The organism is Aeromonas schubertii (genome assembly GCF_000820105.1).
GTDB lineage: Bacteria > Pseudomonadota > Gammaproteobacteria > Enterobacterales > Aeromonadaceae > Aeromonas > Aeromonas schubertii.
In genome coordinates this window covers 59,772-85,793 of sequence record NZ_CDDB01000109.1, presented here as the reverse complement: position 1 = coordinate 85,793, position 26,022 = coordinate 59,772, and the positions used below count along the sequence as shown (strand labels likewise).

The following is a 26,022-nucleotide window of genomic DNA, read 5'->3' as shown; positions in this document are numbered from 1 at the left end:
GGTTGGGATTCAAAGGGTGCCTTGCTCAAGATGCGAGCAACATCACTGTTCCTGGCAAGAGGGTGAGTGGAGAGAGCCCCGCCGCTGCGGGGCCTGAGGGTCACAGCAGAAAGAGGGTGGCGAGGCCGAGGAAGATGAAGAAGCCGCCGGTGTCGGTGATGGCGGTGATCATGACGCTGGAGCCGAGGGCCGGGTCGCGGCCCAGGCGGTGCATGGTCAGGGGGATCAGCACCCCCATCAGGGCCGCCACCAACAGGTTGAGCACCATGGCGAGCGTCATCACGGCGCCGAGGGCCGGATCCTGATAGAGCAGGAAGGTGACGCCCCCCATGATGCCACCCCACACCAGGCCGTTGATGAGGGCCACCCCCAGCTCGCGCAGCAGCAGGAAGGAGAGGTTGCCGCTCTGGAGCTGCTCCAGGGCCAGGGCTCTCACTATCATGGTGATGGTCTGGTTGCCGGTGTTGCCGCCGATGCCGGCGACGATGGGCATCAGGGCCGCCAGGGCCACCAGCTGGGAGATGGTGTGCTCGAACAGGCCGATCACCCGGGAGGCGACAAAGGCCGTACAGAGGTTGATGGCGAGCCAGGCCCAGCGGTTCTTCACCGCCTGACCGACCGGGGCGTAGAGATCCTCCTCTTCGCTCAGGCCCCCCATACGGCGCAGATCGGTATCGCTCTCCTCGAACACCAGATCCACCACCTCCTCGACCGTGAGACGACCCATCAGCCTGCCCCTGGCATCCACCACCGCCGCCGAGATGAGGTTGTCCCGCTCGAAGGTACGGGCGGCCGCCTCGTCGTTCTCCTCCGGATCGAAGGTGACCGGATCTGGCTCCATCACGGTGCTCACCAGTGTCTCGGGCTGGTGGAGCAGCACGGTCGTGAGGGGAAGCTCCCCGACCAGGTGGTTGCGCCGGTCGATGACGAACAGCTTGTCGGTGTTGGCCGGCACCTTGCCGCGCAGGCGCAGGTAGCGCTGCACCGTGGCCAGGGTGACTCCGGGGCGCACCGTCACCAGCTCGAAGTCCATCATGGCGCCGACCGTGTGCTTGCCGTAGCTGATGACCTCGCGCACCCGCTCCCGGTCGGCCGGAGCCATGGTGGTGAGCAGCCGCCCCATCAGGTTGCGCGGCAGGTACTGGCCCAGGTAGATCTGATCGTCGATGTCGAGGGTGCGCAGGGCCCGCAGCAGATCCTTGTCGCTCATGTCGCTGATGAGGCTCTCCCACACCGTCTCCGAGGCCTCCACCAGCACCTGGCCACGCTTCTCCACCTCGACCAGGGCCCACAGGGCATGGCGCTCGTCCGGTGGCAGCGACTCCAGCGTATCGGCGAGATCCGCAGCCGGCAGGCGGTTGACCAGAGTGATCAGCTCGCTGGTCTGGTCGCGCAGGGCGGCGCTGGTCGGCTGGTCCGGCTCGAGCAGGCTGTCGGTGAGGGCATCGTCGTCCAGCAGCAGGGAGAAGATACGGCCGCGATCCAGCTCGCGTTGGCGGGTGCTGTTGATGGGGAGAGACATGGAGGGATTCCTGAGGGCTGCGCGATGGGCCATAGAATACCAGAGCCGGCGGCCCTTGCGCGAAGCGGGGTAGCAGAGAAACGCCTCCCGGGGGAGGCGTTGGCAGACATCAGGCGCTGGCTTGCAGCGGGACGGGGGAGGAGCCGAACCAGGCGAGGGAGTCGGCGAGTGTCACTACGGATCCCACCATGATGAGGGCCGGGCTCTCGACGCCCACCGCCAAGGCGGGCAACTGGTCCAGAGTGCCGCGGATGACCCGTTGCTCCGGCCGGGTGCCGTGCTCGATGAGCGCCACCGGGGTGTCGCCCTCCTTGCCGTGGGCCAGCAGTTGCTCGCGAATGGTGGCACAGCTCGACAGCCCCATGTAGAAGACCAGGGTCTGTTTCTCCCTGGCCAGCAGGGACCACTCCAGATCCTGGGTGCCCCCCTTGCCGTGGGCGGTGACGAAACGCACGCTCTGGGCGTGGTCCCGGTGGGTTAGCGGGATGCCGGCATAGGCGGCGCAGCCGCTGGCCGCTGTGATCCCCGGCACCACCTGAAAACCGATGCCGCTGCCGACCAGCGTCTCCAGCTCCTCGCCGCCGCGACCGAAGATGAAGGGGTCGCCCCCCTTGAGCCGCACGACCTTGAGCCCCTTGCCCGCCTCCTCCAGCAGCAGCTGGTTGATCCCCTCCTGGGGCACGCAGTGGTTACCCGCCTGCTTGCCGACGAAGAGGCGGCGAGCATCCCGGCGCACCAGGGCCATGACCTCGTCCGAGACCAGGCGGTCATAGACCACCAGGTCTGCCTCCTGCATGTGGCGCAGGGCGTGCAGGGTGAGCAGGCCCGGATCCCCGGGGCCGGCCCCCACCAGGACCACCTCGCCGTGGGTCTTGCCCTCCTCGGCAAACAGGGCATCGGCCAGCTGACTGGCCGCTGCCTCGTCGCCCCGGGCCAGGGCCTGACCCAGGCGGTCGGCCCCGAGCAGGCGTTCCCAGAAGCGGCGCCGCTCGGTCAGGCCGGCAAAGCGTGCCTTGACCCGGCCGCGCAGGCTGCCGGCAAACGCCGCCAGCTTGCCCAGATGCTGGGGCAGCATGGCCTCGAGCTTCTCCCGCAGCAACCTGGCCAGTACCGGGGCCTGACCGCCGGAGGAGATGGCCACCATCAGGGGGGAGCGATCGATGATGGAGGGCATGATGAAGCTGGAGCGCTTGGGGTCGTCCACCACGTTGCAAAACAGCCGCCGGGCGTTGGCGCTCTGGTAGACCAGGGCGTTCACCTCGCGCCGGTCGGTGGCGGCCACCACCAGCCACATCCCCTCCAGATGCACAGGCGCAAACGGCTCGGCGCGCCAGGTCAGGGCGCCCTCCTCGGCCAGTGCGGCGAGAGCGGGCTCCACCTCGGGGGCGACCAGGGTCAGGCAGGCGCCGGCGTCGAGCAGCAGGCGGGCCTTGCGCTCGGCCACCTCACCGCCGCCGACCAGCAGTACCGGTTTGTGCTCCAATTGGCAGAAGAGGGGGAAGTAGTCCATGGTGGCCTCCGGATCAGGCGGTTTGGGTCTGGCGAGCGGTGGATGCCGCGACCGGACGCTCGGCTCTGGGGGTGGCATACCAGTAGCCGAGGCCCATGAAGAGGACGCCGGAGACGGTGTTGCCCAGGGTCACCCACAGCAGGTTGTGACCGATGCCGCTCAGGGTGAAGGCCTCGGAGTGGTTGCCGAGCCAGGAGAGGGCGAACAGGGTCATGTTGGCGATGGAGTGCTCGTAACCGGAGGCGATGAAGGCCAGCAGGCACCACCAGATGGCGATGAAGCGGGCGGCTCCCTCGGTGCGCAGGGTCATCCAGATGGCGAGGCAGACCAGCCAGTTACAGAGGATCCCCTTCATAAACAGGGTCAGGGCCGGTGCCTGGGTCTTGGCCAGGGCCACCTTGTGGGCCAGGCTGCCCGCATCCGGTAGCAGGCTGCCACCGTAGGAGTAGAGCAGGGCCACGAAGATGGAGCCCAGCAGGTTGCCGGCCCAGGTCTGGGGCAGGATGCGCAGGGCGTCGCCGGCGCTGATGGCGCCCGCCTTGACCCCGAAGGTGAGGAACATGGTGTGGCCGGTGTAGAGCTCGGAGCCGGCCATGATCACCAGGGTCAGTGCGATGCCGAAGGTGGCCCCCATCACCAGGGGACGGATGGCGGGATCCACCAGGTTACCCAGGGTGAAGATGAGGATGATGCCCAGCCCCACGTAGGCGCCTGCCATGGCGGAGCTGAGCCAGAAGCCGAAGCCGTCCTGGCGGCTGAAGCGATCGATGCGGGCCGCGTTGGCGGCACACTTGTTGATGGTTTCTGTGTACATCTTTTGAATCCTTAAGAGGGCCGCCTGTCGGCAGCCCGAAACGTGTTCAATCCGGTTCAGACGGCGACCCAGACTTCCCGACCGCGCAGTTCGAGCCGATAGGCGGGAACCGAGACGGCGGGGTTATCGAGGCAGAGGCCATCGCGCAGGCGAAAGCGCTGCTTCTTGAGGGGGCTGGCGACCCAGAACTCCCCTTCGTGCTCACCGATCAGGCCCCGTGACAGCACGTTGGCCTGGTAGAAGGGGTCCTGGTTGCCGATGGCGAACAGTGACTCCCCGTCGGTCGGCCGGAACAGGGCCACCTGGTGTCCCGCGATCAGGGCGCAGACACCGGTGCCCGGCAGTATGTCGTCGAGTAGACAGGCCAGTTGCATGATCACTTCTCCAGTTCGATCTGATAGACGGGGATACGCTCGGCCGGGGTGGCCGGTCGCTTTTGGGCGCGCTCGGGGACGAACTGTACGTCCGGGTCACGCTGGTCGCTGTTGATGAAATGGCTAAAGCGCTTCAGTGCGTCTTCATCGGAGAGGGTGCGCGACCACTCGCATTCGTAGGTGGCGATCAGTTGCTGCATCTCGGCTTCGAGCTGTTCGGCCAGCCCCAGCGTGTCGTCGATGATCACCTCGCGCAGGTAGTCGATACCCCCCTCGAGGTTGCCTATCCAGGTGGCGGTACGCTCCAGTTTGTCGGCACTGCGCACGTAGAACATCATGAAGCGGTCGACGTACTTGAGCAGGGTGTCCTGGTCCAGATCCGAGGCCAGCAGCTCGGCATGGCGCGGCTTCATGCCGCCGTTGCCGCCGAGATAGAGGTTCCAGCCGGCGTCGGTGGCGATGATGCCCACATCCTTGCCCTGGGCCTCGGCACACTCACGGGTACAACCGGAGACACCGAACTTCATCTTGTGGGGGGTGCGGATGCCCTTGTAGCGGTTCTCGAGATAGACCCCGAGGCCCACGCTGTCTTGCACGCCAAAGCGGCACCAGGTGCTGCCGACGCAGGTCTTCACCATGCGCAGGGCCTTGGCATAGGCCTGGCCGGTCTCGAAGCCGGCCGCCAGCAGGCGGGTCCAGATGGCGGGGAGATCCCCCTTGTGGGCGCCGAACAGGCCGATCCGCTGGGCGCCGGTCACCTTGGTGTAGAGGTTGAAATCGCGGGCCACCTCGGCCAGGGCCAGCAGCCCCTCGGGCGTCACCTCACCGCCGGCCATGCGCGGGATCACCGAGTAGGTGCCGTCCTTTTGCATGTTGCCGAGGAAGATATCGTTGGTGTCCTGCAGGGGGGCGTGCAGGGGGCTCAGCACATAGTCGTTCCAGCAGGAGGCGAGGATGGAGCCGACGGTCGGTTTGCACACCTCGCAGCCATGCCCCTTGCCATGTCTGGCCAGCAACTCGGGGAAGCTCTTGATCCCCTCGATCTTCACCAGGTGCAGCAGCTCCTGACGGGAATAGGGGAAGTGTTCGCACAGGTGATGGTTGACCTCGATCCCCTGCTTGGCCAGCTCGGCGTTGAGCACCTGGCTGATGAGGGGCACACAGCCACCACAGCCGGTGCCGGCGCCGGTCTGCTGCTTGATGGCGGCCAGGGTGGTATGACCCTCGGCCACGGCGCGGGCTATATCCCCCTTGGAGACGTCGAAGCAGGAGCAGATCTGGGCCGTCTCAGGCAGGGCGTCGACCCCCAGCGTCGGCTTGGCCCCGGCGTAGGCGGGCAGGATCAGGGTGTCCGGGTGCTCCGGCAGGGGCAGGGCGCTCAGCATCATCTGCAGCAGGTTGCCGTAGTCCTCCACGTCCCCCACCAGCACGGCGCCGAGCAGGCGGCTGTTATCTTCGCTCACCACCAGGCGCTTGTAGATACCGGCCTGGTCGTCCTGGAACAGGTAGCTGTGGCTGCCCGGGGTGCGGCCGTGGGCATCGCCGATGGAGCCTACCGAGACGCCGAGCAGCTTGAGCTTGGCGCTCATGTCCGCCCCTTGGAAGGCGCTCTGCTCGCCCAGCAGCTGATCGACGGCGATCTGGGCCATCTTGTAGCCAGGGGCCACCAGGCCGAAGAAGCGGCCCTGCCAGGAGGCACACTCGCCGATGGCGAGGATGTCGGGATCCGAGGTGCGGCACTGATCATCGATGACGATGCCGCCGCGCTCGGCCACCGCCAGATCCCCGTAGCGGCCCAGGGTATCCTGGGGGCGGATGCCGGTAGAGAAGACCACCACATCGACGTCGAGCGAGGTGCCGTCGGCGAAGGCGAGGCGGTGTTTGGCTTCCTTGCCGCCGTGCATCAGGATCTCTTGGGTGTTCTTGCCGGTGTGCACCTGTACGCCCATGGACTCGATCTTGCGGCGCAGCATCTGGCCACCCTGGGCGTCCAACTGCTCGGCCATCAGCACGGGGGCAAACTCCACCACATGGGTCTCCAGACCCAGCGCCTTGAGGGCGCCGGCCGCCTCCAGACCGAGCAGGCCACCACCGATCACCACGCCACTCTTGCCCTCTTTGGCGGCGCTGCGAATGGCCTTGAGATCCTCGATGGTGCGGTAGACGAAGCACTCATGATGCTGGCTGCCGGTGATGGGGGGGACCCAGGGGTAGGAGCCGGTGGCCAACACCAGCTTGTCATAGGTGACGACGGTACCCTTGTTGGAGTGGATCTCGCGGCCATTTCTGTCGATTTTTTTCACCGCCTCACCCAGCAGCAGCCGGATCCCGTGTTTCTCGTAGAAACCCGGTTTGACGAGGGAGAGATCTTCGCTGGTGTGATGGGAGAAATAGGAGGAGAGGTGGACGCGGTCGTAGGCGGGGCGGGGTTCTGCACCGAAGACGGTGATCTCGTGGTGGTCGCCGCCACCACGTTCGATCAGCTCTTCGATGAAGCGGTGCCCCACCATGCCGTTGCCCACAACGACCAGTCTGACTTTGCTCATGATTGCCTCAAGTTGGAGTAATAAAACAACAATGCTGAGGCAAGGCTAACCAGCGTGACGCAGGGGACAATTGATGCAAATCAATTGTCAGTTTATATATCCATTAGGAGGTATCTTGTTGAAATGAAAGGCTATATCCAAATGGGTATATGATGGGTCTGTTTGGTGGCCCTTCAGGCCACCGTCAGCAGGGGATGACGCGGTCAGGTTCGAGTCAGCCCCTTCAGGGACTGGCAGTCGTAGTAGGTGGTGCGGGGTTTGTCGTTGTAGTTGAGGTCGATGACTCCGAACAGCATCTTCTGGGCCGGCAGATAAATGTGCACGTAATTCGCCTGGTGCGTATCTGCCGTTTTCAGGCTCTCGGCACTGTTGCTCATGACGGAGTTGACCATGCCGGCACTGGTGTAGCGCTCCAGCAGGTTCATGGACATCTCCTCGTTATATTTGAGGGTGCAGTGATTCTCCGGCTTGGGGGGAAACTGGCCGATAACAACCAGGCGTCCCTGTGGGCTGGTTTTGTCGATGGAGGTGAGATTGCCGGCGCAGGCGGTCAGCACCAGGGTTGGCAGGAGTAAAAACAGTTTTTTCATGGGGCCTGAACTCATGGGGTGTGGCGAAAGGGGGGGACCGAACGCCGGGATTATTGTTGTGGTGCGGCTGGCCGCTTGTTGATGACTCTGCTGATAAGCAGCGGTGTGATGGTCCCATTCTGCGGGGAAGGATTCAAATCCCGGAGGTGACGAGAGTGTAAGCAGATATTGCAGGGGCCAGACAAGAGTGTGTGGCAGGTTAATAACCCGCGAAGGCTGGGCAAGGGGGTCTCCCCCTGCTAGGGTGAGCCCAGATTGATCAAGGAGTGAGTCTCTATGCGTCCTCTTCGAATTGGCGCCCTGCTGGCCAGCCACCTGTTGGTGGGGGCGGCCGGTTTTGCCGGCGGTATCTATGTGTTGCCCATTCTGACGGCGCCGCCGGCACCGAGTGTCGAGCAGGTAGCATCGGCACAGGGGGAGGCCAGCTTCCGTGGCACCTTCCGCCGGGATCTGAAGGACAGCGATCGTCTCCATTGGGGGGAAGGGGAGGTCTCTGTGGGGCCGGATGCCATCACCCTGATGGGGCGTCTCGCCCCCGGCCCCGATTACCAGCTCTATCTCTCTCCGACCTTTGTGGAGAGCGAGGCCGACTTTGCCCGCCTCAAGGGGCAGATGGTGCGAGTCGGGCCGGTAAAGACTTTCGATAACTTTATCGTCCCCCTTCCACCTGAGGTCGATCCGGCCCGCTATACCAGCGTCATCATCTGGTGCGAGAGTTTCGGTCAGTTCATCACCGCCGCCCGTTACCGGGAGTAAGCCTGCTGGAGGAGTACCGCTCGGTGCGAGGGCTGGGGTCAGCTCGTGATGGCCGGCCAGCGATCTCTCCTTAATTCCGGGGACAGATGGCCGGCAGGGCACCCTGCCTGGCCGGGCGGGTCATCCGGTACTCTCCTTGCAACGTACGGTAGACTCGGGTGTTCCACATCTCCCCGGTATCCAGCATGAACTCGATGTCGTAGTTGATACCGGCGACCACCTGGCGATCGACCCGGGTGATCCCCTTGAGGTGAGCCGATGTGTTCATCTGAGCCAGCACGTGGGCCAGGGCTGCTTTGGCCTCGGCATCCGGTTGAGGCATCGATTGCCAGCCTCCGGGAACGGGGTCACAAGAGAGAGGCTGCGGGGCCTGGCTGCAGGCGCCAAGCAGGCTGCCGAGGAGTATGGCTATCAGGGTTTTCATGGGCTCTTCCTGGTGCGAAAAAAACCATTGTGCCATGGGGTGACCCCATTGGGGGGATGGCGGGGCCGGATGCGACAATGCCTGACCCCTTCCCCATCGCCTGCGAATGTGGCGAGTAACCGACCAGGATCACAAAGCGGGTGTCGCCACATGGGGAGACGACCGGGAGTCTGCTTATAATGGCGCCAGTCCTGAGGGAGAGGGAGTCATGGCAAGGAGAGGATGCCGCTGGTGGTTGGCGGTATGGCTGATGGGATGTGGTCAGGTGTGGGGCAATCCCCTGCCGCCTCTGATGGGGTGGTTAAACGGTGACTTCAGCAGCCGGACCCAGGCCGAGGAGGATCGCCGTTTCGAAGCCGCCGAGTTGCACGCTCGGACCATATGGCCCCATGAAGGACCCGGCTACTGGCTTTATCTGGAGCAGAGCCTCGTCGCTCGCCCCGCCCACCCCTTTCGACAGCGTATCTTCCATCTCACCGATGCCGGTCGGGGAGAGCTGCTGATGGTCGAATACACCATGCCCAAGGCGACCGATTTCGCCGGTGCCTGGCGCGATCCCGCCAAGCTGCGCACCCTGACCCCCGAACAACTCTCCCGCCGCGCCGGCTGCGAGTTGCGCCTGCGCCGCCTCCCCTCCGGGCACTACGAGGGGCGCAACGAGATTGGGCGCTGCCCCACCAACTTCGCCGGTGCCGACACCCTGGTTCAGTACATCTGGATCGGTCCCGAGCACATCCGTTTGCTCGATCGCGCCTATGACCAGCAGGGAACCCTGCGCTGGGGCAGTCCGGGCGAGGGCTATGTCTATCTGCGTGTGACCCCCTGAGTCACCTCATCACGGGGCCAGAGGCAGCAGACTCCAGAGGATGGAGAGGCTGACGGCCCCAAACAGCAGCCCCGTGATCAGATTGATCGGGCGCTGGGCTCGGGCGATAAGCCCCTTGGCCCGCTCGCCGGAGAGGCCCCAGGCCAACAGCAGAAACCAGACGAGTGACAGAATAAACAGCTCCAATGCCAGCAGCAGCCGGATCCCCGTCTCGACCTCGGGCGTCACCATGGCCGCCAGCAGTCCCATGAAGAAGAGCAATGCCTTGGGATTGAGCAGGTTGGTGGCCATCCCCTGGCGCACCCCTCGCAGCAGATTCCCTTGTGCCCCCTCCGACGTCGTGACAAACGCCGCACTGGGGTAACGAGCGGCCAGCAGCGCCCCCCAGGCCATCTTGCCCAGATAGAGGGCACCGATCAGCTTGATCCCCGTGAACAGCAGGGGGGCGCCGGCGATCAACAGGCTGATGCCGGTGAGGCTCAGGGTGGCGTGGAGCAGGATGGCCAGCGAGATGCCGAGCGCCGCCCCGATGGCGAGGGGGCGATGTTGACAGCTACGCAGGATCAGGGCGACATCCGGCCCTGGGCTGGCGAGGGCAACCAGGTGCATGGCACCCAGGGTGAGAAACAGGGAGGCGTACATGGGGATCTCCATCAATCTGACTTGTCCCCAGTCTCCCGTCTGGCGGGGATGATGGCTTGTAAACTATTGCACCGGGTTCGGCGTGCCTCACAGGGGGCGCCGCATCTGCTCCCGATAGCGGGCCGGTGTCACGCCGTAGGCCTGGGCGAAGCCCCGATGAAAGTGGCTCTGGTCGAAGAAGCCCACTGCCAGGGCTACCTCGCTCGGCACCATCCCCTCCGCCAGCAGTCGCTTCCCCTGCTCGAGCCGCAGCCGTTTGAGCCAGGCATAGGGGGTCATGCCGGTGCGCTTCTTGAATTGGCGCAGGAAGGCGAAGCGATCGAGCCCCACCTGGGTGGCGAGCTCCTCCAGGGTGTGAGGCTGATCCAGGGTGGCGAGCAGCCGTTCGCGCAGGAAGCGCAACTGGGGATCGGCCAGGGCGTGTCGCTGCACCGGCAAGGCGAAGAGCTCCCCGAGCAGCTCGAGCAGCAGCCCCTCGACCAGCAGGGGATCCGCCTGCGGTTGCTCCAGGCAGGCATGCAGCCGGGCAAATCCCAGATAGAGGTCGGGGCGGGGTACCAGAGAGGTGGCAAAGAAACGCTCGCCGCCGGGTAGCAGCCGGTGGATGAACTCGGGGGGCAGCGAGAAGACCCGCACCTCGTACCCCTCCGGCAACAGGCTGGTGCCATCGTGCATCTCGTCCGGGTTGACGGTGGAGAGGCACCCCTCGATCAGCCGGTGGCTGCTGCCCTTGTGGATAAACTTCTGCCCTCCCTGCTGCACCAGGCCTATGTGGTAATCCAGATGGACGTGGCGGCCATAGCTGAACTCCCGGTGGCGAGCACGGCACAGCTCGACCCCGGGAAGCAGGGGGGATTGCCAGTAGCGGATGAGGGTACTTGATTCCATAGCCCCATTCTTAGCGCAAAGGGAGGGCGGACGCTTGTAAAAAATTGCAGCGCAAAAACAGAAGGCCCTGGCGGGCCTTCGGGGTCAGGTAGCGGGGGCCGCCGTCTTGCGGCTGCGGCGCAGCCCGTCGAGGCTAAACAGCACCAGGGCGCTCCAGATACAGGCGAAGGTGATGGTCTTGTCCATCAGCAGAGGCTCGCCGTACTGGGTCACCGCCAGGATAAACATCAGGCTCGGGCCTATGTACTGGAAGAAGCCCAGGGTCGAGAGCTTGAGGCGAGTGGCGGCGGCGGTGAAGCAGAGCAGGGGCACGGTTGTCACCAGGCCGGCGGCGACCAGCAGCAGGTTGAGGCTGGCCGGATTGGCGCCGAGGTGGCTGGTGGGACTGTCGGCGATGCCCCACAGATAGACGGCGGCAGCCGGCAGCATGATCAGGGTCTCCAGCAGCAGGCCGGTGAGGGCATCCAGGGCCAGCTTCTTGCGGATGAGTCCATAGAGGGCGAAGGTCGAGGCCAGTACCAGAGCGATCCAGGGGAGTGAGCCGAAGGCCACCAGTTGTACCAGCACCCCGAGGGTGGCCAGGGCGACGGCCCCCCACTGCAGGCGGCGCAGCCGTTCGCCAAGAAAGAAGAGCCCCAACACCACGTTGAACAGGGGATTGATGTAGTAACCCAGACTGGCATCGAGCATGTGGCCGTTGTTGATGGCCCAGATAAAGAGCAGCCAGTTACCCCCCACCAGGGTCGAGGTGAGGGCGAGCAGGGCCAGTTGGCGTGGCTGTTTCAGTACCGCCTGCACCCGGTGCCACTGACGCTTGAGCAAGACCAGCGCCAGCAGCAACACGAAGGACCAGATGACGCGATGGGTCAGGATCTCGCCGGCGGGTACCTGGCTAATCAGCTTGAAGTAGATGGGGGCCAGCCCCCACAGGGTGTAAGCGGACAGGGCAAAGATCACCCCCTGACGTTGGGAAGCGGATTGCATGTGATTGACGCCTTGTTGTTATGGGTGATGAGGATCACAAAACGTCAGTGTAGCGGGAGTGTTAACCGGAAAGAAGGGGGTCAGCCGCCGCGGCGGATATTGGTGACATCCTTGAGCAGCCAGAGCATCAGGGCGATGGCGGAGATCCAGGGCCCCCAGGTGACATAGGCCTCGCCCTGCCCGAGGGCATAGAAGAGCAGGGGCAGTCCGATGACCAGAAACAGCACACTTCCTATGAAAAACAGCATTTTTCTATTAAATATAAAGAGTTGCCACATTGATGATTATATCGATTGGGCCTCGTCTGGGAAGGGGTAAATGAAAAAAGGGGGATATTCCCCCTTTTTGTTTTCTGAGTGCTTGTTTATGGCACTAATCGAGCTGGATCCAGGTGCTTTTCAGCTCGGTATATTTTTCGAGGGCGTGCAGGGACTTGTCGCGCCCGTTGCCCGACTGCTTGTAGCCCCCAAACGGCATGGTCATGTCGCCACCGTCCCAGTTGTTGACGAAGACGGTGCCGGCGCGCAGGGCGCGTGAGGTTTTCACCGCCTTGCTGATGTCGGAGGTCCACACTGCCGCGGCGAGGCCATAACAGGTGTCGTTGCCGAGCCGGATCGCCTCTTCCAGGGTGTCGAAGCCGGTGATGGCAAGCACGGGCCCGAAGATCTCCTCGCGGAAGATGCGCATCTGGGGCGTCACATCATCGAAGATGGTCGGGGTGATGTAAAAACCACCGCTCTCCTGATTGCAGCGTTCACCCCCCAGCAGCAGGGTCGCCCCCTCTGCCTTGCCCGAGGCGATGTAGCAGAGCACCTGCTCCATCTGCAGGCCATCAACCATGGCGCCGATGCGGGTGGCCGGATCCAGCGGATTGCTGCTTACCCACTCGCGGGCGTACTCCACCACCCGGGCCACAAACTCGGCCTTGATGCTGTTTTGCACCAGCAGACGAGAGGCAGCGGTGCACACTTCACCCTGGTTATAGAAGATGGCCGAGGCGGCGGTGCGGGCGGCCAGCTCGAGGTCCGGCGCGTCTGCCAGCACTATGTTGGGGCTCTTGCCACCACACTCCATAAAGGCGCGCTTGAGGTTGGACTTGCCCGAACACTCCACCAGGTGTTTGCCGATCTTGGTCGAGCCGGTGAAGGTGATGCAGTCCACATCCATGTGCATGGCCAGCGCCTCACCCACGGTGTGACCAAAGCCGGGCAGCACATTGAAGACGCCATCGGGGAGTCCGGCCTGTTTGGCCAGTCCGGCGATGCGGATGGCGGTCAGGGGGGATTTCTCCGAAGGCTTGAGGATCACCGAGTTCCCTGTGGCCAGTGCGGGCCCCAGTTTCCAGCAGGCCATTACCAGGGGGAAGTTCCACGGCACTATGGCGGCGACTATGCCCAGCGGCTCGCGGGTGACCAGGGCCAGGGCCCCCTCTTCGACCGGGGCCACCTCGTCGTAGATCTTGTCGATCGCCTCGCCGTTCCAGGCGATGCAGTTGGCGGCGGCCGGGGCGTCATAGCCGATGGCGTCACCTACGGGTTTGCCCATGTCGAGGGACTCGAGCAGAGCGAGCTCTTCCACATGCTCGCGCATCAATGCAGCGAAGCGTTGCAGGATCAGCTTGCGCTGCTTGGGCGGTAGGCCGGCCCAGCGGCGCTCCTCGAAGGCGCGGCGTGCGGCCTGTACCGCCAGCTCGGCATCGGCAGCGTCACAGGCGGCCACCTTGGCCAGCAGACGACCGTTGGCCGGGTTGATGCAGTCGAGGGTGGCGCCCGAGTTGGCGTCGACATAAGCGCCGTCGATAAAGGCACGAGCCTCGATCTTCAGGGTGGCGGCGCGTTGTTCCCAGTCGGCCAGGGTGAGAGTGGACATGTTCGCTCCTTGAACGGATGGCTCACGATTGCATCACTATGCTAAACAACCAGGCCGAAGTAAATCGTGTTTGTAACAATTTCTTAAACATTATCAGAAGGTGGCCGGGCTGTTGGCCGAGATGAGTACGCACTCCTGATCTCCCGCGTTGCGAAAGCGATGGGGGGTACGGCTGTCGAAGTAGTAGCCGTCGCCGGGTTGCAGCAGATAGACCTGCTCACCCACCGTCACCTCGGCGCTGCCGGCGATGATGATGCCGCACTCCTCACCCTCGTGGCTCAGCATTTCGGCCCCGGTGTCGGCTCCCGGCGGCAGTACTTCCTTGAGCATGCCGATGGTGCGGTTGGCCCGGCTGTGGCCGACCAGCCGGTAGCTGATGGGGTGGCTGCCGAGATCGGGCATCTCGTCGGCGCGGAAGATCACCTCGGTATCCATCTCGGTCTCGTCGGTGAAGAAGTTGGCCAGGGACATGGGGATCCCCTCCAGCACCTTGCGCAGAGAGGCGACCGACGGGCTGACCTGATTCTTCTCGATCTGGGAGATGAAGCCGTTGGTTACTCCCGAGCGCTTGGCCAACTCGCGCTGGGAGAGCCCGGCCCTGGTGCGTACCGCCTTGAGGCGATTGCCGATATCCATCGATAGAGACTCCCTCTGTTGCTTTGCTGTTTACTATTGTTGTATTTGTGTTAATTATCTTATACCACCCGTATGGGTTGGAACCAATAAGTCGGGGGCGAATCTTCTCCCCTTTTTCAGGCTTCAGGTGTTTAATTTAATACCCGCTAGTCATTAATAGCTAAACACCTTAGGACGAGGTGATCATGAAACCTGTCAACGAGATACAGACGCCCCAGGATCTCTCCGCCTTCTGGATGCCGTTTACCGCCAATCAGCAGTTCAAGGCGGCACCGCGCATCCTCACATCGGCGCAGGGAATGCATTATTACTCAGAGGACGGCCGCAAGATACTGGATGGTACCGCCGGCCTCTGGTGTTGCAACGCCGGCCATGGCCGTCGGGAGATTGCCGAGGCCGTGTCGGCCCAAATCAGTCACCTCGACTTCGCCCCGACGTTTCAGATGGGGCACCCGCTCCCCTTCGAGCTGGCCGACCGCCTGGTGGAGATCGCCCCCCCCGGCTTCAAGCATGTCTTCTACACCAACTCGGGTTCCGAATCGGTCGACACCGCCCTCAAGATCGCCCTGGCCTGGCAACGAGCCCGTGGCGAGGGAACCCGCACCCGCCTCATCGGCCGCGAGCGTGGCTATCACGGGGTCGGCTTCGGCGGCATCTCGGTCGGGGGAATTCCTGCCAACCGCAAATGGTTCGGATCCCTGCTACCCGGGGTCGATCACCTGCCCCACACCCTGGATATCGCCCGCAACGCCTTCACCCGTGGCCTGCCGGACGAGAACCTGACCCTGGCCGACGAGCTGGAGAAGCTGGTCTTCCTGCACGATGCCAGCAACATCGCCGCCGTCATCGTCGAGCCTATCGCCGGTAGTACCGGTGTGCTCCTGCCACCCAAGGGCTATCTCAAGCGGTTGCGCGAGATCTGCACCAAGCACGGCATCCTGCTCATCTTCGACGAGGTGATCACCGGTTTCGGTCGTCTCGGTTCGCCGTTCGCCGCCCAGGAGTTCGATGTCCAGCCTGACATCATCACCACCGCCAAGGGACTCACCAATGGGGCGATCCCCATGGGGGCCGTGCTGGTACAGGGGCACATCTACGACGACATGATGGCCGCCGGCAAGGGAGCCATCGAGCTGTTCCACGGCTACACCTACTCGGGCCATCCGGTGGCCGCCGCCGCCGGTCTGGCGACCCTGGATATCTACCAGAATGAGGGGCTGCTGACCCGGGCGCGTGACATGGCGGGTTACTGGGAGGAGGCGGTACACGCCCTGCGTGGCTGCAAGCACGTCAAGGATATTCGCAACTACGGCCTGGTGGCGGGGATCGAGCTCGAGCCCATGGCCGGAGCACCCGGCAAGCGCGCCTATGAGGTGTTTGTGCGCTGCTTCGAGAAGGGGGCCCTGATCCGGGTGACCGGCGACATCATCGCCCTCTCGCCCCCCCTCATCATAGAGCGCGAGCAGATCGATCAACTCTTCAACCTGCTGCAGGATGTCCTGCAGGCCCAGGCCTGATATCACGGAGGATGCATGACCACCTTGGGTAACTTTATCGACGGTCGCCACGGGGCGAGCCACGGCGGACGCTCCGCCCCCATCCACAATCCCGCAACGGGGGAGGAGATTGGCCGGGTGGCCCTCTCCTCGGCGGCCGAGTGCGCCGAGGCGATCGCGGTCGCCGAACGGGCCTTTCCTGCCTGGGCCCAGACCCCGCCTCTGGTGCGGGCACGAGTGATGTTCCGCTTCAAGGCCCTGATGGAAGAGCACAGGGACGAGTTGGCGGCCCTCATCACCCGGGAGCACGGCAAGGTGCTGAGCGACGCCCAGGGGGAGCTGACCCGGGGGCTGGAGGTGGTGGAGTTTGCCTGCGGCATTCCGCACCTGCAGAAGGGGGAGCACTCCCAAAACGTGGGACGCGGGGTGGACAGCTGGTCCATGATGCAGCCGCTTGGGGTGTGCGCCGGCATCACGCCGTTCAACTTTCCGGCCATGGTGCCCTTGTGGATGTTCCCGGTGGCGCTGGCCTGCGGCAACAGCTTCGTGCTCAAGCCGTCGGAGAAGGATCCCGGTCTCTCCCTGCGCATGGCCGAGCTGCTCAAGGAGGCGGGTCTGCCGGATGGGGTGTTCAACGTCATCAACGGTGACAAGGAGGTGGTCGACGTGCTGCTGACCGACTCGCGGGTGCAGGCGGTGTCGTTTGTCGGATCCACCCCCATCGCCGAGTACATCTATGCCACCGCCTCGGCCCACGGCAAGCGAGTGCAGGCCCTGGGTGGCGCCAAGAACCACATGGTGGTGATGCCGGATGCCGATCTCGATGGCGCCGTGAGTGCCCTGATGGGGGCGGCTTACGGGGCGGCGGGTGAGCGCTGCATGGCTATCTCGGTGGCGGTGGCAGTGGGTGACCAGGTGGCCGATGCCCTGGTGGCTCGTCTCACCCCCCTGGTGGAGCAGCTGCGCGTCGGCCCCGGGCTCGGGGTCACTCCGGAAAATGAGATGGGCCCCCTCATCAGCAAGGAGCACCTGGCGCGGGTGCGCGGTTACGTGGATCAGGGGGTGGCCGAGGGGGCCGAGCTGGTGGTCGACGGTCGCCCGTTTGGCCACGGGGAGGGTTACTTCATCGGTGGCTGCCTGTTTGACCGTGTGAGCCCGTCTATGCGCGTCTATCAGGAAGAGATCTTCGGTCCGGTGCTCTGCGTGGTGCGGGTGCCCGATTACGAGACGGCGCTGACCCTCATCAACCAGCACGAGTATGGCAACGGTACCGCCATCTTCACCGCCGACGGTCTGACGGCCAGGGACTTCACCCAGCGCGTCCAGGTGGGTATGGTAGGGGTCAACGTGCCCATCCCGGTGCCCATGGCCTTCCACAGTTTCGGTGGCTGGAAGCGATCCCTGTTCGGACCGCTTCACATGCACGGGCCGGATGGTGTGCGTTTCTACACTCGCATGAAGACGGTGACCGCCCGCTGGCCGGAAGGGGAGCGCAGTGGCGCCAGCTTCATCATGCCCACCATGAAGTGATGCAAGGAGCAAACTGGATGAAACTGGGGATCCTCGACTGCGATCGGCTCGATGCCGACTATGCCGAGCGCTTTGGTCGGGTCTATTCGGAGATGTTTATCGCCGGATTCCGGGCTTTGCAGCCGGATCTGGCCTTCTCGGTCTGGGCCGCCTGTGATGGCGAGTTGCCGGCGGATCTCCAGGAGTGCGACGCCTGGCTCATCACAGGTTCACGTCACGATGCCTACAGCGATCTCCCCTGGGTCGTGGCCCTGCGCGACTGGATCCTACGAGCCGATGCGGCCGGGGTGCCCCTGGCGGGTGTCTGCTTCGGTCATCAGGCCATCGCCCAGGCGCTCGGCGGGGCGGTGAACAAGTCGGCCAAGGGGTGGGGGCTCGGGGTTGCGGTTAACCCCGTGCTTGCCGAACGTGACTGGATGGTGCCGAGCGCGCCGCAGATCCGGGTCCTGGCGAGCCATCAGGATCAGGTGGAGTCTCTGCCACCGGGGGCGCTGCGCCTGGCGGGCAACGATTTTTGTCCCAACTTCATGTTCCAGCACGGGGAGCACGTGGTGGCCATTCAGGGTCATCCCGAGTTTCCGGTGGAGTACGACCGGGCCCTCATCGAGAAGCGGCGTGATAGCCTCGGGGAGGCGCGCTATCAGGCCTGCCTCGCCACCCTGGAGCAGGGGGTCGACTCGAGCCTGGTGCTGCGCTGGATCCTGCAGTTTCTCGGCCTGCTGCTGCCGGTGGGAGTGGGTCTCTCCTGAGGCGGTTTGTCAGGGCACCGGGCCGAATGCTAGATTCTTTAGGAAAATGAAGGAACAAGCGGCGATTGGCCCGGCCTCGGATGATAAACTGGCCGCCCTTCGGGGCGGCCATTTTCCTAAGGTCGCCCGACGAGACGCCAGCCAGCGAGGGACGAGCCTTGAAATTGCAGCAGTTGAAGTACTTGATCGCGATACGGGACCACAATCTCAACGTCTCGGCCGCCTCCGAGGCGCTCTATACCAGCCAGCCCGGGGTCAGCAAACAGATCGGTCTGCTCGAGGGAGAGCTGGGGGTGCGCATCTTCGAGCGGCGTGGCAAACACCTGCACCGCATCACCCCGGTGGGAGAGGAGATCATCAAGTGTGCCGAGGCGATGCTTAACATAGAGAGCAAGATCAAGGCGATTTCCCGTGAGTATCTCGATCCGACCGTGGGCACACTCAATATCCACACCACCCACACCATAGCGCGCCACCTGCTGCCGAAATCGGTCACCTACTTCACCAAGAAGTACCCCAAGATCTCGTTCCACCTGCACCCCGTGATGTCGGCCAGCAAGGATCAGATCAGCAAGGGGTATTCGGATTTCTCCATCGTGGCCCACGAGATCGGCTTCGATAAGGATCTCATCGTGCTGCCTGCCTATTTGTGGACTCTCTCCCTGGTGGTGCCCAAGGATCACCCCCTGACCAGGGTGAAACGTCCGACCCTGGAGCAGCTCTGCGACTATCCCATCCTCAGCTACGAGAGCGGGGCGACCGGTCGCAAGGTGCAGGACGAGGCGTTTGAGACCGCCGGGCTCACCCCCAACTACTACATGACGGTGATGGATGCCGGTGTCATCAAGCGCTACGTCGAACTGGGGTTCGGTATCGGCATCATCTCCTCTCTGGTGGCCAACGACACCGATGCCCCGGATCTGGTGGCCATCAACCTGGAGCACCTCTTTACCCCCTGCCCGGCCTATCTCTGTTTTAGCAAGAGCATACTGCTGCAGAACTATATGTATGACTTCATCACCACCTTTTCACCCCACCTCACCAAGGAGGTGATCCAGAACGTGATGCAGCAGCCGACCCAGGCCCGCATCGACGAGCTGTTCCAGGAGGTGGTGCTGCCCGTCTATTGATCCCGATCGCGCCGTCTCCCCTTCTTTCTTGTGGGGCGGCGCTCCCTGCGCTCTACTGAGTCTCCACCCCTGCGAGAGATCCCCCCATGTCCCGTCTGCTGCTGCTTGCCAATCTCAACTGTGATCATGTCCTCTCCCTCTCCGAGCCGCTGGTGGCCGGGGCACGGCTGCAATATCTGGATCAGGGGCGACGGTTGGGAGGGGGGGCTGCCAATACCGGAGTCGGACTGGTGTGGGCGGGTCACGAGGTACTGATCGCCTCCCGGATCGGCCTCGACGAGGCCGGCGACTGGCTGCTGGAGCAGGCGGCGGGCTACGGGCTGGACTGTCGCCATGTGGAGCGCTTCGGCGGGGAAACCGGCGAGTTGCTGGTGTTGGTGGACTCGACCGGCGAGCGCACCATATTGCGCCGGCCCCGTCGGCCCGACCTGCCCGGCGAGCTGCCGACCAGCGGGATCGATTGCCTCTATGTGAACTATCCGGGCTCGGTGGTGATCCCCTACATGCGTCAGATGCTGGGTCAGAGCTTCGTGGTGGCCCAATACCCCAAGGGGGGGCAAGTGCGTCGTCCCTGCCACGTCCTGGTCGCCTCGCGCAGCGATCTGGAGAGCCAGGAGGATCTCTGGCAACAGGCGCGCCAGATCGGCGGGGAGAGCCTGCAGTGGCTGGTGCTGACCGAGGGGAAGGAGGGGGCTTTGGCCCTTCATGGGGAGGAGCAGATCCGGGTGCCGGCTCGGCCGGTATCAGTGGTCGATACCACGGGGGCAGGGGATGCCTTCGCCGGTGGGCTGATCCACGGGCTTGCCTCGGGCATGGCCATGGAGCAGGCGTTGCAGTGTGCGGTGGACTGGGGGGCATTTGCGGTGGCCTCGGAGAGTTCGATCCCCTCCGTAGCGTTGAAAAAGTGGCTTAAAACCCCTCACTAGCGGCAACTAGTCGGCATTTTTGCGATTAATCAAAGAAAGTGCCGATTTATCTCCATCTTTATCGACACCCTGTTGTCCAGCTCTTACCCTTGCCTGACTATCCCAGGTGACCCGCATTCGCCGGTGTCCGTTGGCTGTATCAACGAGGCAAGCATTCCATGCAACTGACACGATTTACCGACTACGCCCTGCGTACCCTGACCTTCCTGGCGGTACAACCGGAAGATCGCCTGTCGACCATCACGGAGGTGGCCGATACCTTCGCCATCTCCCGTAACCATGTGGTCAAGATCGTGCATCAGCTTGGCCTCAAGGGGTACATAGAGACGGTACGGGGCAAGCACGGCGGCATCCGCCTCGGTCGCTCTGCGGTCTCTATCAACCTGCGCGACGTGGTGGTGGACATGGAGAACATCCTCTGCCCCGCCTACTGCAAGAGCGACAACTGCCGCCTGGCCGGTGGCTGCCGGGTGCAGGGGATATTGCGCAAGGCGATGAACGCCTTCCTCGACGTGCTGGGGGAGTACACCCTGGCCGATGCGGTGCGCGATCCGGCGCGCCTCTGCCACCTGTTGGGGCTGGAGCCGGACGATCTGCTGGCGGTGGGCTAAGGCCTCACCGGGAGAGACGGAGCCTCAGGGCTCCGTTTTTGTTTTGGGGTGCCGCTCCAGGGTGATGGCGCCGTGGAAACAGGCCAGCCCACAGGCGCCGCAGCCGTCGCACGCCTCGTGGTTGAGCTGTACCCCTTGGGGGGTCACCTTGATGGCGAGCCGGGGGCAGGCATCCTCGCACAGCAGGCAGTAGTAACCAAGGCTGGCCTGGCACTGGGCCGAGACGCGCACCCGGGTCTGAACCTGGCGGCCCAGGGCGAGATCCAGGGCGCCGGTCGGGCAGGCGCGGGCACAGCTGCCACAATAGCTGCACTGGCCGCAGGAGAGATCCAGGATAGGAGTCCCCAGGATGGCCGAGCCCCGATACTCGGCGCGATCGGCCGGGTGCAACAACCCCTGGGGGCAGGCCCGAAAGCAGTCACCGCAGCGATTGCACAGGGCGAGGAACTGCTTCTCTTCGATGGCCCAGGGGGGTCTTGCCTCCTGGCAGGTGACGGGGGGTGTACGCAGAGGTACCAGGGTGCGTCGCAGCCACTGGCACAGGGTGTGATCCATGATGGCTCCTGTTACCCATTTAGGGTTAACTTTACGGGAATCTCTGCCCACAAGCCAGCACCACGGGATCGCCAGCAGGGATGGGCTTGTGTAAGCTAGCCCCAGTTTCCACCCGCAGATCGCTTCCTCTATGTTGCTCTTTTTCTGGCGCGCGTCGCTGCTCTACATGTTTCCCGGCGTCATCCTCCTCTATATGCGGCTGACCGATACCCCCTTCGCCGAGATCGATCAGGGGGTGAATAACCACAAGTGGCTGCTGATCGCCCTCTATTGTGCCTATGTTCTGTTTTGGGGGCTGGCCAACCGCTATCTGGAACAACTGCTACGGCGACGGGGTCTGCGATGAGCCCACAGGAGTGGTTGTTGCTGGGGGCCGGCGTTGTGCTTTGCACCCTGGGCGGTTGGCTGGCGGGACGCCATGAGAGTCGCCGCCTGAGAGAGGCACTGACCGAGTCACAGGTGCGTGGCGATGCCCTGTTGCAGCGGCTCGACGAGCTTAACGACGAGCGGCTTCATCAAGAGGCCCGTCAGGAGGAGCGCCAGCAGCTGATCATGAGGCTGACGGCCCGTATCAAGGAGCTCGAGGCCATGCTGCGCGCCGAGCGCCAGGCCGCCGCCGAGAGGCAGCAACTGCTCAAGGAGAACGAGGCGCGACTGGTGCAGCAGTTCGAAAACCTCTCCAATCGCATGATCGAGCAGAACTCGGCCCAGTTTCGCGATCTCAACCAGCACAGCCTGGATCGGGTGCTCACTCCCTTGCGCGAGCAGATCGAGGGCTTCCGTCGTCAGGTGGGCGAAACCCATGCCCAGGAGACGGAGCAGCGTCACAGCCTGCGCTTCGAGCTGGAGCGCCTGGCCGAACTCAATGCCCGCATGACCGAAGAGGCGGCGGCCCTGACCCGAGCCCTCAAGGGGGACAGCAAGCAGCAGGGCAACTGGGGGGAGGTGGTGCTGGCACGCATCCTCTGTGAGTGCGGACTGCGCGAGGGGCACGAGTATCAGACCCAGGTCAGCCTCACCTCCGACAAGGGGCAGCGCTATCAACCCGATGTGATCGTAGAGCTGCCCCAGGGGAAGCAGATCATCATCGACGCCAAGGTGTCGCTGACGGCCTACGAACGCTGGTTCAACAGCGATGACGAGCTGGAGAAGGCGGTTGCCCTGAAGGAGCATGTAGCGTCGGTGCGAAACCACATCCGCGAGCTGGGGCGCAAGGATTATCAGCAGCTACCCGGGGTGCGAACCCTCGACTATGTGCTGATGTTCGTGGCGGTGGAGCCCGCCTTCCTGGTGGCGCTGGAGGCCGATCCCGGCCTGATGCGCTATGGCCTCGAGCACAACATACTGCTGGTGAGCCCAACCAACCTGATGGTGGCCCTGCGCACCATCGAAAACCTGTGGCGGGTCGACCGGCAGAACCAGAATGCCCGCCTTATCGCCGAGCGTGCCGGGCGGCTCTACGAGAAGCTGCGTCTGTTTGTGGAGGAGATGCAGAGCCTCGGTGGCAGCCTGCAACGGGCCCACGAGAGTTACGACAAGGCGATGGGGCGTCTCGCCAGCGGTCGCGGCAACCTGCTGGCGCAGGCGGAGCGGCTGCGGGAATTGGGGGTCGAGGTGCCCAAGCCCCTGCCGGAGGCGCTGGTGGAGCAGGCACTGGAGCAGGATGAGCGACCCCGGCGCGAGGGATAGCCGAGAGTGAAGAGGCAGCCGGGAGGCTGCCTCTTTCCATTACTGGCGCCAGAAGGCGGGGAAGAAGAGTACCGCCACCGTCAGGATCTCGAGGCGCCCCAGCATCATGCCAAACGAGAGGATCCACTTGGCCGAGTCGGGCAGGCCGGCGAAGTTACCACTCGGACCGATTACCGGCCCCATGCCCGGACCCACGTTGGCCACCGCCGTGATGGAGCCGGAGATGGCGGTGAGGGGATCCAGGCCGATGGCGCCGAGCAGGGCGGCGATCACCAGGATCACGGCGAAGTAGGCCAGCACGAAGGCGATCATGGAGCGCACTATGCTCTCGCTCACCGGACGGCCATTGTACTTCTGGGGGAAGACCCCGGAGGGGTGCATCAGCTGCAGCATCTGCTTGCGAAACAGGGCGAAGGAGAGCTGTACCCGGAAGATCTTGAGGCCGCCGGCGGTGGAGCCGGAGCAGGCGCCCAGCATCAGCAGGAAGATGAAGAGGATGCTGGTGAGTGGTCCCCAGGTGCCAAAGTCGCCGAGGCCATAGCCGGTAGTGGTGAGCACAGAGACGATGTTGAAGCTGCTGATGCGCAGGGCATCCCAGAATTCGAAGGTGCCCCGCTGCCAGAGATAGAGGGTCATCACCAGGGTGATCCAGACCACCAGCCAGAAGAAGCCGCGTACCTGGGCGTCGCGCAGCAGGCTGGTGTCGCGGCGGGTGAGGCTCTGCACGTAGAGCAGGAAGGGGAGTCCCCCCAGAAACATGAAGACGGTGCCGATCCAGTGGGCAGCGTTGGAGAAGTGGGACATGGACTGATCCGAGGTGGAGTAGCCCCCGGTGCTGAGCGTCGTCATGGCATGGTTGACCGCCTCGAAGGTGGTCATGCCGCTCGCCCAGTAGGCGAGGAAGCAGAGCATGGAGAGCACCAGATAGACCAGCACTATGTTGTTGGCCACCGTCTTGGCGCGTGGGGCGCTCTTGTCAGACCAATCCGAACTCTCGGTCTGGAACAGCTTCATGCCCCCCACGTTGAGGTAGGGCAGCACCGCCACCGCCATCACGATAAAGCCTACCCCGCCCAGCCACTGCAGGATGGAGCGCCACAGCAGGATGCTGTGGGCCATGTTGTCGAGGCCCGATAGCACGGTCGAGCCGGTGGTGGTCACCCCTGACATGGTCTCGAAGTAGGCGTCGGTGAAGGCGATGTGGTTGATAAAGACGAAGGGGAGGGCGCCGAAGATACAGACCACGGCCCACACCGAGGTAGTGAGCAGGAACATCTCGCGCACCCCCAGGCGAAACTCCGCCTTGCGCCCGTAGTGCAGGCAGAGGAAGGCGGCACCATGGGTGATCAACACCGATTTGAGAAACTCGACAAACCCTTCCGTGCCGGTCACCAGCGCCAGCAGGGTGGGCAGCCACATGAAGAGTGCCAGCTTGGAGAGCACCAGGCCCAGGGTGAAGAGGATGGGACGCAGCTTGATCATGGATGAGAGTCTGGTCGTTGATTAACAAAGGGCCCGGCTCGTCCCGTGGAGGGACGTGGCCGGGCCGGATGGATGCAGAGGCGCGCCATGGGAGCCCTAGAGGAAGAAGGGGCTGGGTTGGAACATCCGCTCCACTTCCGGGATGTATTTCTTGTCCACCAGGAACATCACCACATGGTCATCCTGCTGGATCTTGGTGCGATCGTGGGCGATCAGTACCTCTTCTCCACGGACTATGGCCCCTATGGTGGTGCCCGGCGGCAGCTTGAGCTCGCCGACCGTGCGCCCCACCACCTTGGAGGTCTGCTCATCCCCGTGGGCGATCGCTTCGATCGCCTCGGCGGCCCCGCGGCGCAGGCTGTAGACGTTGGCAATGTCGGCCCGGCGTACGTGGGTCAGCAGGGCCGAGATGGTGGCCTGCTGGGGAGAGATGGCGATATCGATGGGCCCACCCTGCACCAGATCCACATAGGCGCCGCGCTGGATCAGCACCAGCGTCTTCTTGGCCCCCATCTTCTTGGCGAGCAGGGCCGACATGATGTTGGCCTCGTCTTCGTTGGTCACCGCGATGAAGACGTCGATCTGGTCAATATGCTCCTCGGCCAGCAGCTCCTGATCCGCCGCATCACCGCAGAAGACGATGGTGTTCTCGAGCTGCTCCGAGAGCTGCTCGGCCCGCTTCTGACTGCGTTCGATCAGTTTGACGCTGTAGCGCTTCTCCAGCTGGCGGGCGAGGCCGGCGCCTATGTTGCCCCCGCCGACGATCATGATGCGGCGGTAGGGGCTCTCGAGGCGTTGCAGCTCGGACATCACGGCCCGGATGTGACCCGCGGCCGCCACGAAGAAGACCTCGTCATCGGCTTCTATGATGGTGGTGCCCTGGGGACGGATGGGCCGCCCCTGGCGGAAGATGGCCGCCACCCGGGTCTCGATATTGGGCATGTGCTCGCGCAGGGTGGAGAGGGCGTTGCCCACCAGAGGGCCCCCATAATAGGCCTTGACCGCCACCAGGCCGACCCGGCCTCCGGCGAAGTCCACCACCTGCAGGGCCCCCGGGTACTCGATGAGGCGGCGAATGTAGTCGGTGACCAGCTGTTCCGGCGCGATCAGATGATCGACCGGCACCGACTCGGGCAGGAACAGGCGATCCCGCTCGGCCAGGTAGGCCGGTGAGCGGATCCGCGCCACCTTGTTGGGGGTGTTGAAGAGGGAGTAGGCCACCTGACAGGCGATCATGTTGGTCTCGTCACTGTTGGTGACCGCGACCAGCATGTCCGCATCCTGGGCGCCCGCCTCGCGCAGTACCCTGGGGTGGGCACCATGGCCGTTGACCACCCGCAGATCGAACTTGTCCTGCAGTTCGCGCAGGCGGTCGACATCGGTATCCACCAGGGTGATGTCGTTATTCTCCCCGGCCAGGTTCTCGGCCAGGGTGCCGCCCACCTGGCCGGCTCCCAGTATGATGATCTTCAT

General features: G+C 64.0%; 26 protein-coding genes. 10 read left to right on the top strand and 16 right to left on the bottom strand.

What is annotated here, in order from left to right:
* Positions 1 to 100: 100 nt before the first annotated feature.
* The 6 genes from mgtE to BN1133_RS19245 form a co-directional block, all read right to left on the bottom strand.
* The gene (mgtE, locus tag BN1133_RS19270; protein ID WP_050668069.1) at positions 101 to 1,522 is read right to left on the bottom strand and encodes a magnesium transporter; all 1,422 of its coding nucleotides are present in this window, start codon (positions 1,520 to 1,522) and stop codon (positions 101 to 103) included.
* 109 nt (positions 1,523 to 1,631) lie between these two features.
* Positions 1,632 to 3,032 carry a siroheme synthase CysG gene (cysG, locus tag BN1133_RS19265; protein WP_050668068.1) on the bottom strand — a complete coding sequence of 467 codons (1,401 nt, stop codon included), beginning with the start codon at positions 3,030 to 3,032 and terminating at the stop codon, positions 1,632 to 1,634.
* Between the two features lie 13 nt (positions 3,033 to 3,045).
* Positions 3,046 to 3,846 carry a nitrite transporter NirC gene (gene nirC / locus BN1133_RS19260; protein WP_050668067.1) on the bottom strand — a complete coding sequence of 267 codons (801 nt, stop codon included), beginning with the start codon at positions 3,844 to 3,846 and terminating at the stop codon, positions 3,046 to 3,048.
* 56 nt (positions 3,847 to 3,902) lie between these two features.
* Complete coding sequence (nirD, locus tag BN1133_RS19255) at positions 3,903 to 4,220, bottom strand: nitrite reductase small subunit NirD (protein ID WP_050668066.1); 318 nt, start codon at positions 4,218 to 4,220, stop codon at positions 3,903 to 3,905.
* A gap of 2 nt (positions 4,221 to 4,222) precedes the next feature.
* Complete coding sequence (gene nirB / locus BN1133_RS19250; RefSeq protein ID WP_050668065.1) at positions 4,223 to 6,766, bottom strand: nitrite reductase large subunit NirB; 2,544 nt, start codon at positions 6,764 to 6,766, stop codon at positions 4,223 to 4,225.
* 203 nt (positions 6,767 to 6,969) lie between these two features.
* Positions 6,970 to 7,356 (bottom strand): hypothetical protein, encoded by a 387-nt coding sequence (locus BN1133_RS19245; protein ID WP_050668064.1) that lies wholly within the window; start codon positions 7,354 to 7,356, stop codon positions 6,970 to 6,972.
* Between the two features lie 276 nt (positions 7,357 to 7,632).
* Between BN1133_RS19245 and BN1133_RS19240 the strand changes: the two genes are divergently transcribed.
* Complete coding sequence (locus tag BN1133_RS19240) at positions 7,633 to 8,112, top strand: DM13 domain-containing protein (RefSeq protein WP_050668063.1); 480 nt, start codon at positions 7,633 to 7,635, stop codon at positions 8,110 to 8,112.
* Between the two features lie 70 nt (positions 8,113 to 8,182).
* On the opposite strand, the gene BN1133_RS19235 is transcribed toward BN1133_RS19240, so the two are convergent.
* Entirely contained in the window at positions 8,183 to 8,536 is a 354-nt protein-coding gene (locus tag BN1133_RS19235; RefSeq protein ID WP_050668062.1) for a cystatin domain-containing protein, read from the bottom strand.
* A 208-nt stretch (positions 8,537 to 8,744) separates the two neighbouring features.
* Here BN1133_RS19235 and BN1133_RS19230 point away from each other — a divergent pair, with 208 nt between their 5' ends.
* A complete protein-coding gene (locus BN1133_RS19230; RefSeq protein WP_050668061.1) occupies positions 8,745 to 9,362 on the top strand; it encodes a chromophore lyase CpcT/CpeT in 618 nt (205 codons plus the stop codon).
* Between the two features lie 9 nt (positions 9,363 to 9,371).
* Here BN1133_RS19230 and BN1133_RS19225 read toward each other — a convergent pair whose 3' ends face one another.
* The 6 genes from BN1133_RS19225 to BN1133_RS19205 all read right to left on the bottom strand — a co-directional run bounded on the left by BN1133_RS19225 (position 9,372) and on the right by BN1133_RS19205 (position 14,381).
* A complete protein-coding gene (locus tag BN1133_RS19225; RefSeq protein WP_050668060.1) occupies positions 9,372 to 10,004 on the bottom strand; it encodes a LysE family translocator in 633 nt (210 codons plus the stop codon).
* An 87-nt stretch (positions 10,005 to 10,091) separates the two neighbouring features.
* Positions 10,092 to 10,892, bottom strand: a complete 801-nt coding sequence (locus BN1133_RS19220) for an AraC family transcriptional regulator (protein ID WP_050668059.1) — start codon at positions 10,890 to 10,892, stop codon at positions 10,092 to 10,094.
* Between the two features lie 84 nt (positions 10,893 to 10,976).
* Positions 10,977 to 11,876 (bottom strand): EamA family transporter RarD, encoded by a 900-nt coding sequence (gene rarD, locus BN1133_RS19215; protein ID WP_050668058.1) that lies wholly within the window; start codon positions 11,874 to 11,876, stop codon positions 10,977 to 10,979.
* An 80-nt stretch (positions 11,877 to 11,956) separates the two neighbouring features.
* The gene (locus BN1133_RS20400) at positions 11,957 to 12,124 is read right to left on the bottom strand and encodes a hypothetical protein (RefSeq protein ID WP_169793523.1); all 168 of its coding nucleotides are present in this window, start codon (positions 12,122 to 12,124) and stop codon (positions 11,957 to 11,959) included.
* Positions 12,125 to 12,248: 124 nt separating this feature from the next.
* Positions 12,249 to 13,745, bottom strand: a complete 1,497-nt coding sequence (locus BN1133_RS19210) for an aldehyde dehydrogenase (protein ID WP_050668057.1) — start codon at positions 13,743 to 13,745, stop codon at positions 12,249 to 12,251.
* 93 nt (positions 13,746 to 13,838) lie between these two features.
* Positions 13,839 to 14,381 carry a cupin domain-containing protein gene (locus BN1133_RS19205; protein ID WP_050668056.1) on the bottom strand — a complete coding sequence of 181 codons (543 nt, stop codon included), beginning with the start codon at positions 14,379 to 14,381 and terminating at the stop codon, positions 13,839 to 13,841.
* Between the two features lie 185 nt (positions 14,382 to 14,566).
* Between BN1133_RS19205 and aptA the strand changes: the two genes are divergently transcribed.
* The 6 genes from aptA (at position 14,567) to BN1133_RS19175 (ending at position 20,823) form a co-directional block, all read left to right on the top strand.
* Entirely contained in the window at positions 14,567 to 15,898 is a 1,332-nt protein-coding gene (gene aptA, locus BN1133_RS19200) for an omega-aminotransferase AptA (RefSeq protein WP_050668055.1), read from the top strand.
* A gap of 15 nt (positions 15,899 to 15,913) precedes the next feature.
* A complete protein-coding gene (locus BN1133_RS19195; RefSeq protein WP_050668054.1) occupies positions 15,914 to 17,407 on the top strand; it encodes a CoA-acylating methylmalonate-semialdehyde dehydrogenase in 1,494 nt (497 codons plus the stop codon).
* Between the two features lie 17 nt (positions 17,408 to 17,424).
* Positions 17,425 to 18,156: a glutamine amidotransferase-related protein gene (locus BN1133_RS19190; protein WP_050668053.1), complete on the top strand. Its 732-nt coding sequence runs from the start codon at positions 17,425 to 17,427 to the stop codon at positions 18,154 to 18,156.
* A 158-nt stretch (positions 18,157 to 18,314) separates the two neighbouring features.
* Entirely contained in the window at positions 18,315 to 19,286 is a 972-nt protein-coding gene (locus BN1133_RS19185) for a LysR substrate-binding domain-containing protein (RefSeq protein WP_050668052.1), read from the top strand.
* Positions 19,287 to 19,372: 86 nt separating this feature from the next.
* Positions 19,373 to 20,212 carry a PfkB family carbohydrate kinase gene (locus BN1133_RS19180; RefSeq protein WP_050668051.1) on the top strand — a complete coding sequence of 280 codons (840 nt, stop codon included), beginning with the start codon at positions 19,373 to 19,375 and terminating at the stop codon, positions 20,210 to 20,212.
* A gap of 158 nt (positions 20,213 to 20,370) precedes the next feature.
* Complete coding sequence (locus tag BN1133_RS19175) at positions 20,371 to 20,823, top strand: Rrf2 family transcriptional regulator (RefSeq protein WP_050668050.1); 453 nt, start codon at positions 20,371 to 20,373, stop codon at positions 20,821 to 20,823.
* A 24-nt stretch (positions 20,824 to 20,847) separates the two neighbouring features.
* On the opposite strand, the gene BN1133_RS19170 is transcribed toward BN1133_RS19175, so the two are convergent.
* A complete protein-coding gene (locus BN1133_RS19170) occupies positions 20,848 to 21,378 on the bottom strand; it encodes a ferredoxin-type protein NapF (protein WP_050668049.1) in 531 nt (176 codons plus the stop codon).
* Between the two features lie 130 nt (positions 21,379 to 21,508).
* On the opposite strand from BN1133_RS19170, the gene BN1133_RS19165 reads away from it, so the two are divergent.
* Positions 21,509 to 21,724 carry a hypothetical protein gene (locus BN1133_RS19165; RefSeq protein ID WP_050668048.1) on the top strand — a complete coding sequence of 72 codons (216 nt, stop codon included), beginning with the start codon at positions 21,509 to 21,511 and terminating at the stop codon, positions 21,722 to 21,724.
* Positions 21,721 to 23,067: a DNA recombination protein RmuC gene (rmuC, locus tag BN1133_RS19160; protein ID WP_082178067.1), complete on the top strand. Its 1,347-nt coding sequence runs from the start codon at positions 21,721 to 21,723 to the stop codon at positions 23,065 to 23,067. The genes BN1133_RS19165 and rmuC overlap by 4 nt, the downstream gene beginning before the upstream one ends.
* 39 nt (positions 23,068 to 23,106) lie before the next feature.
* On the opposite strand, the gene BN1133_RS19155 is transcribed toward rmuC, so the two are convergent.
* Entirely contained in the window at positions 23,107 to 24,549 is a 1,443-nt protein-coding gene (locus tag BN1133_RS19155) for a TrkH family potassium uptake protein (RefSeq protein WP_050668046.1), read from the bottom strand.
* A 96-nt stretch (positions 24,550 to 24,645) separates the two neighbouring features.
* Positions 24,646 to 26,022, bottom strand: a complete 1,377-nt coding sequence (trkA, locus tag BN1133_RS19150) for a Trk system potassium transporter TrkA (protein ID WP_050668045.1) — start codon at positions 26,020 to 26,022, stop codon at positions 24,646 to 24,648.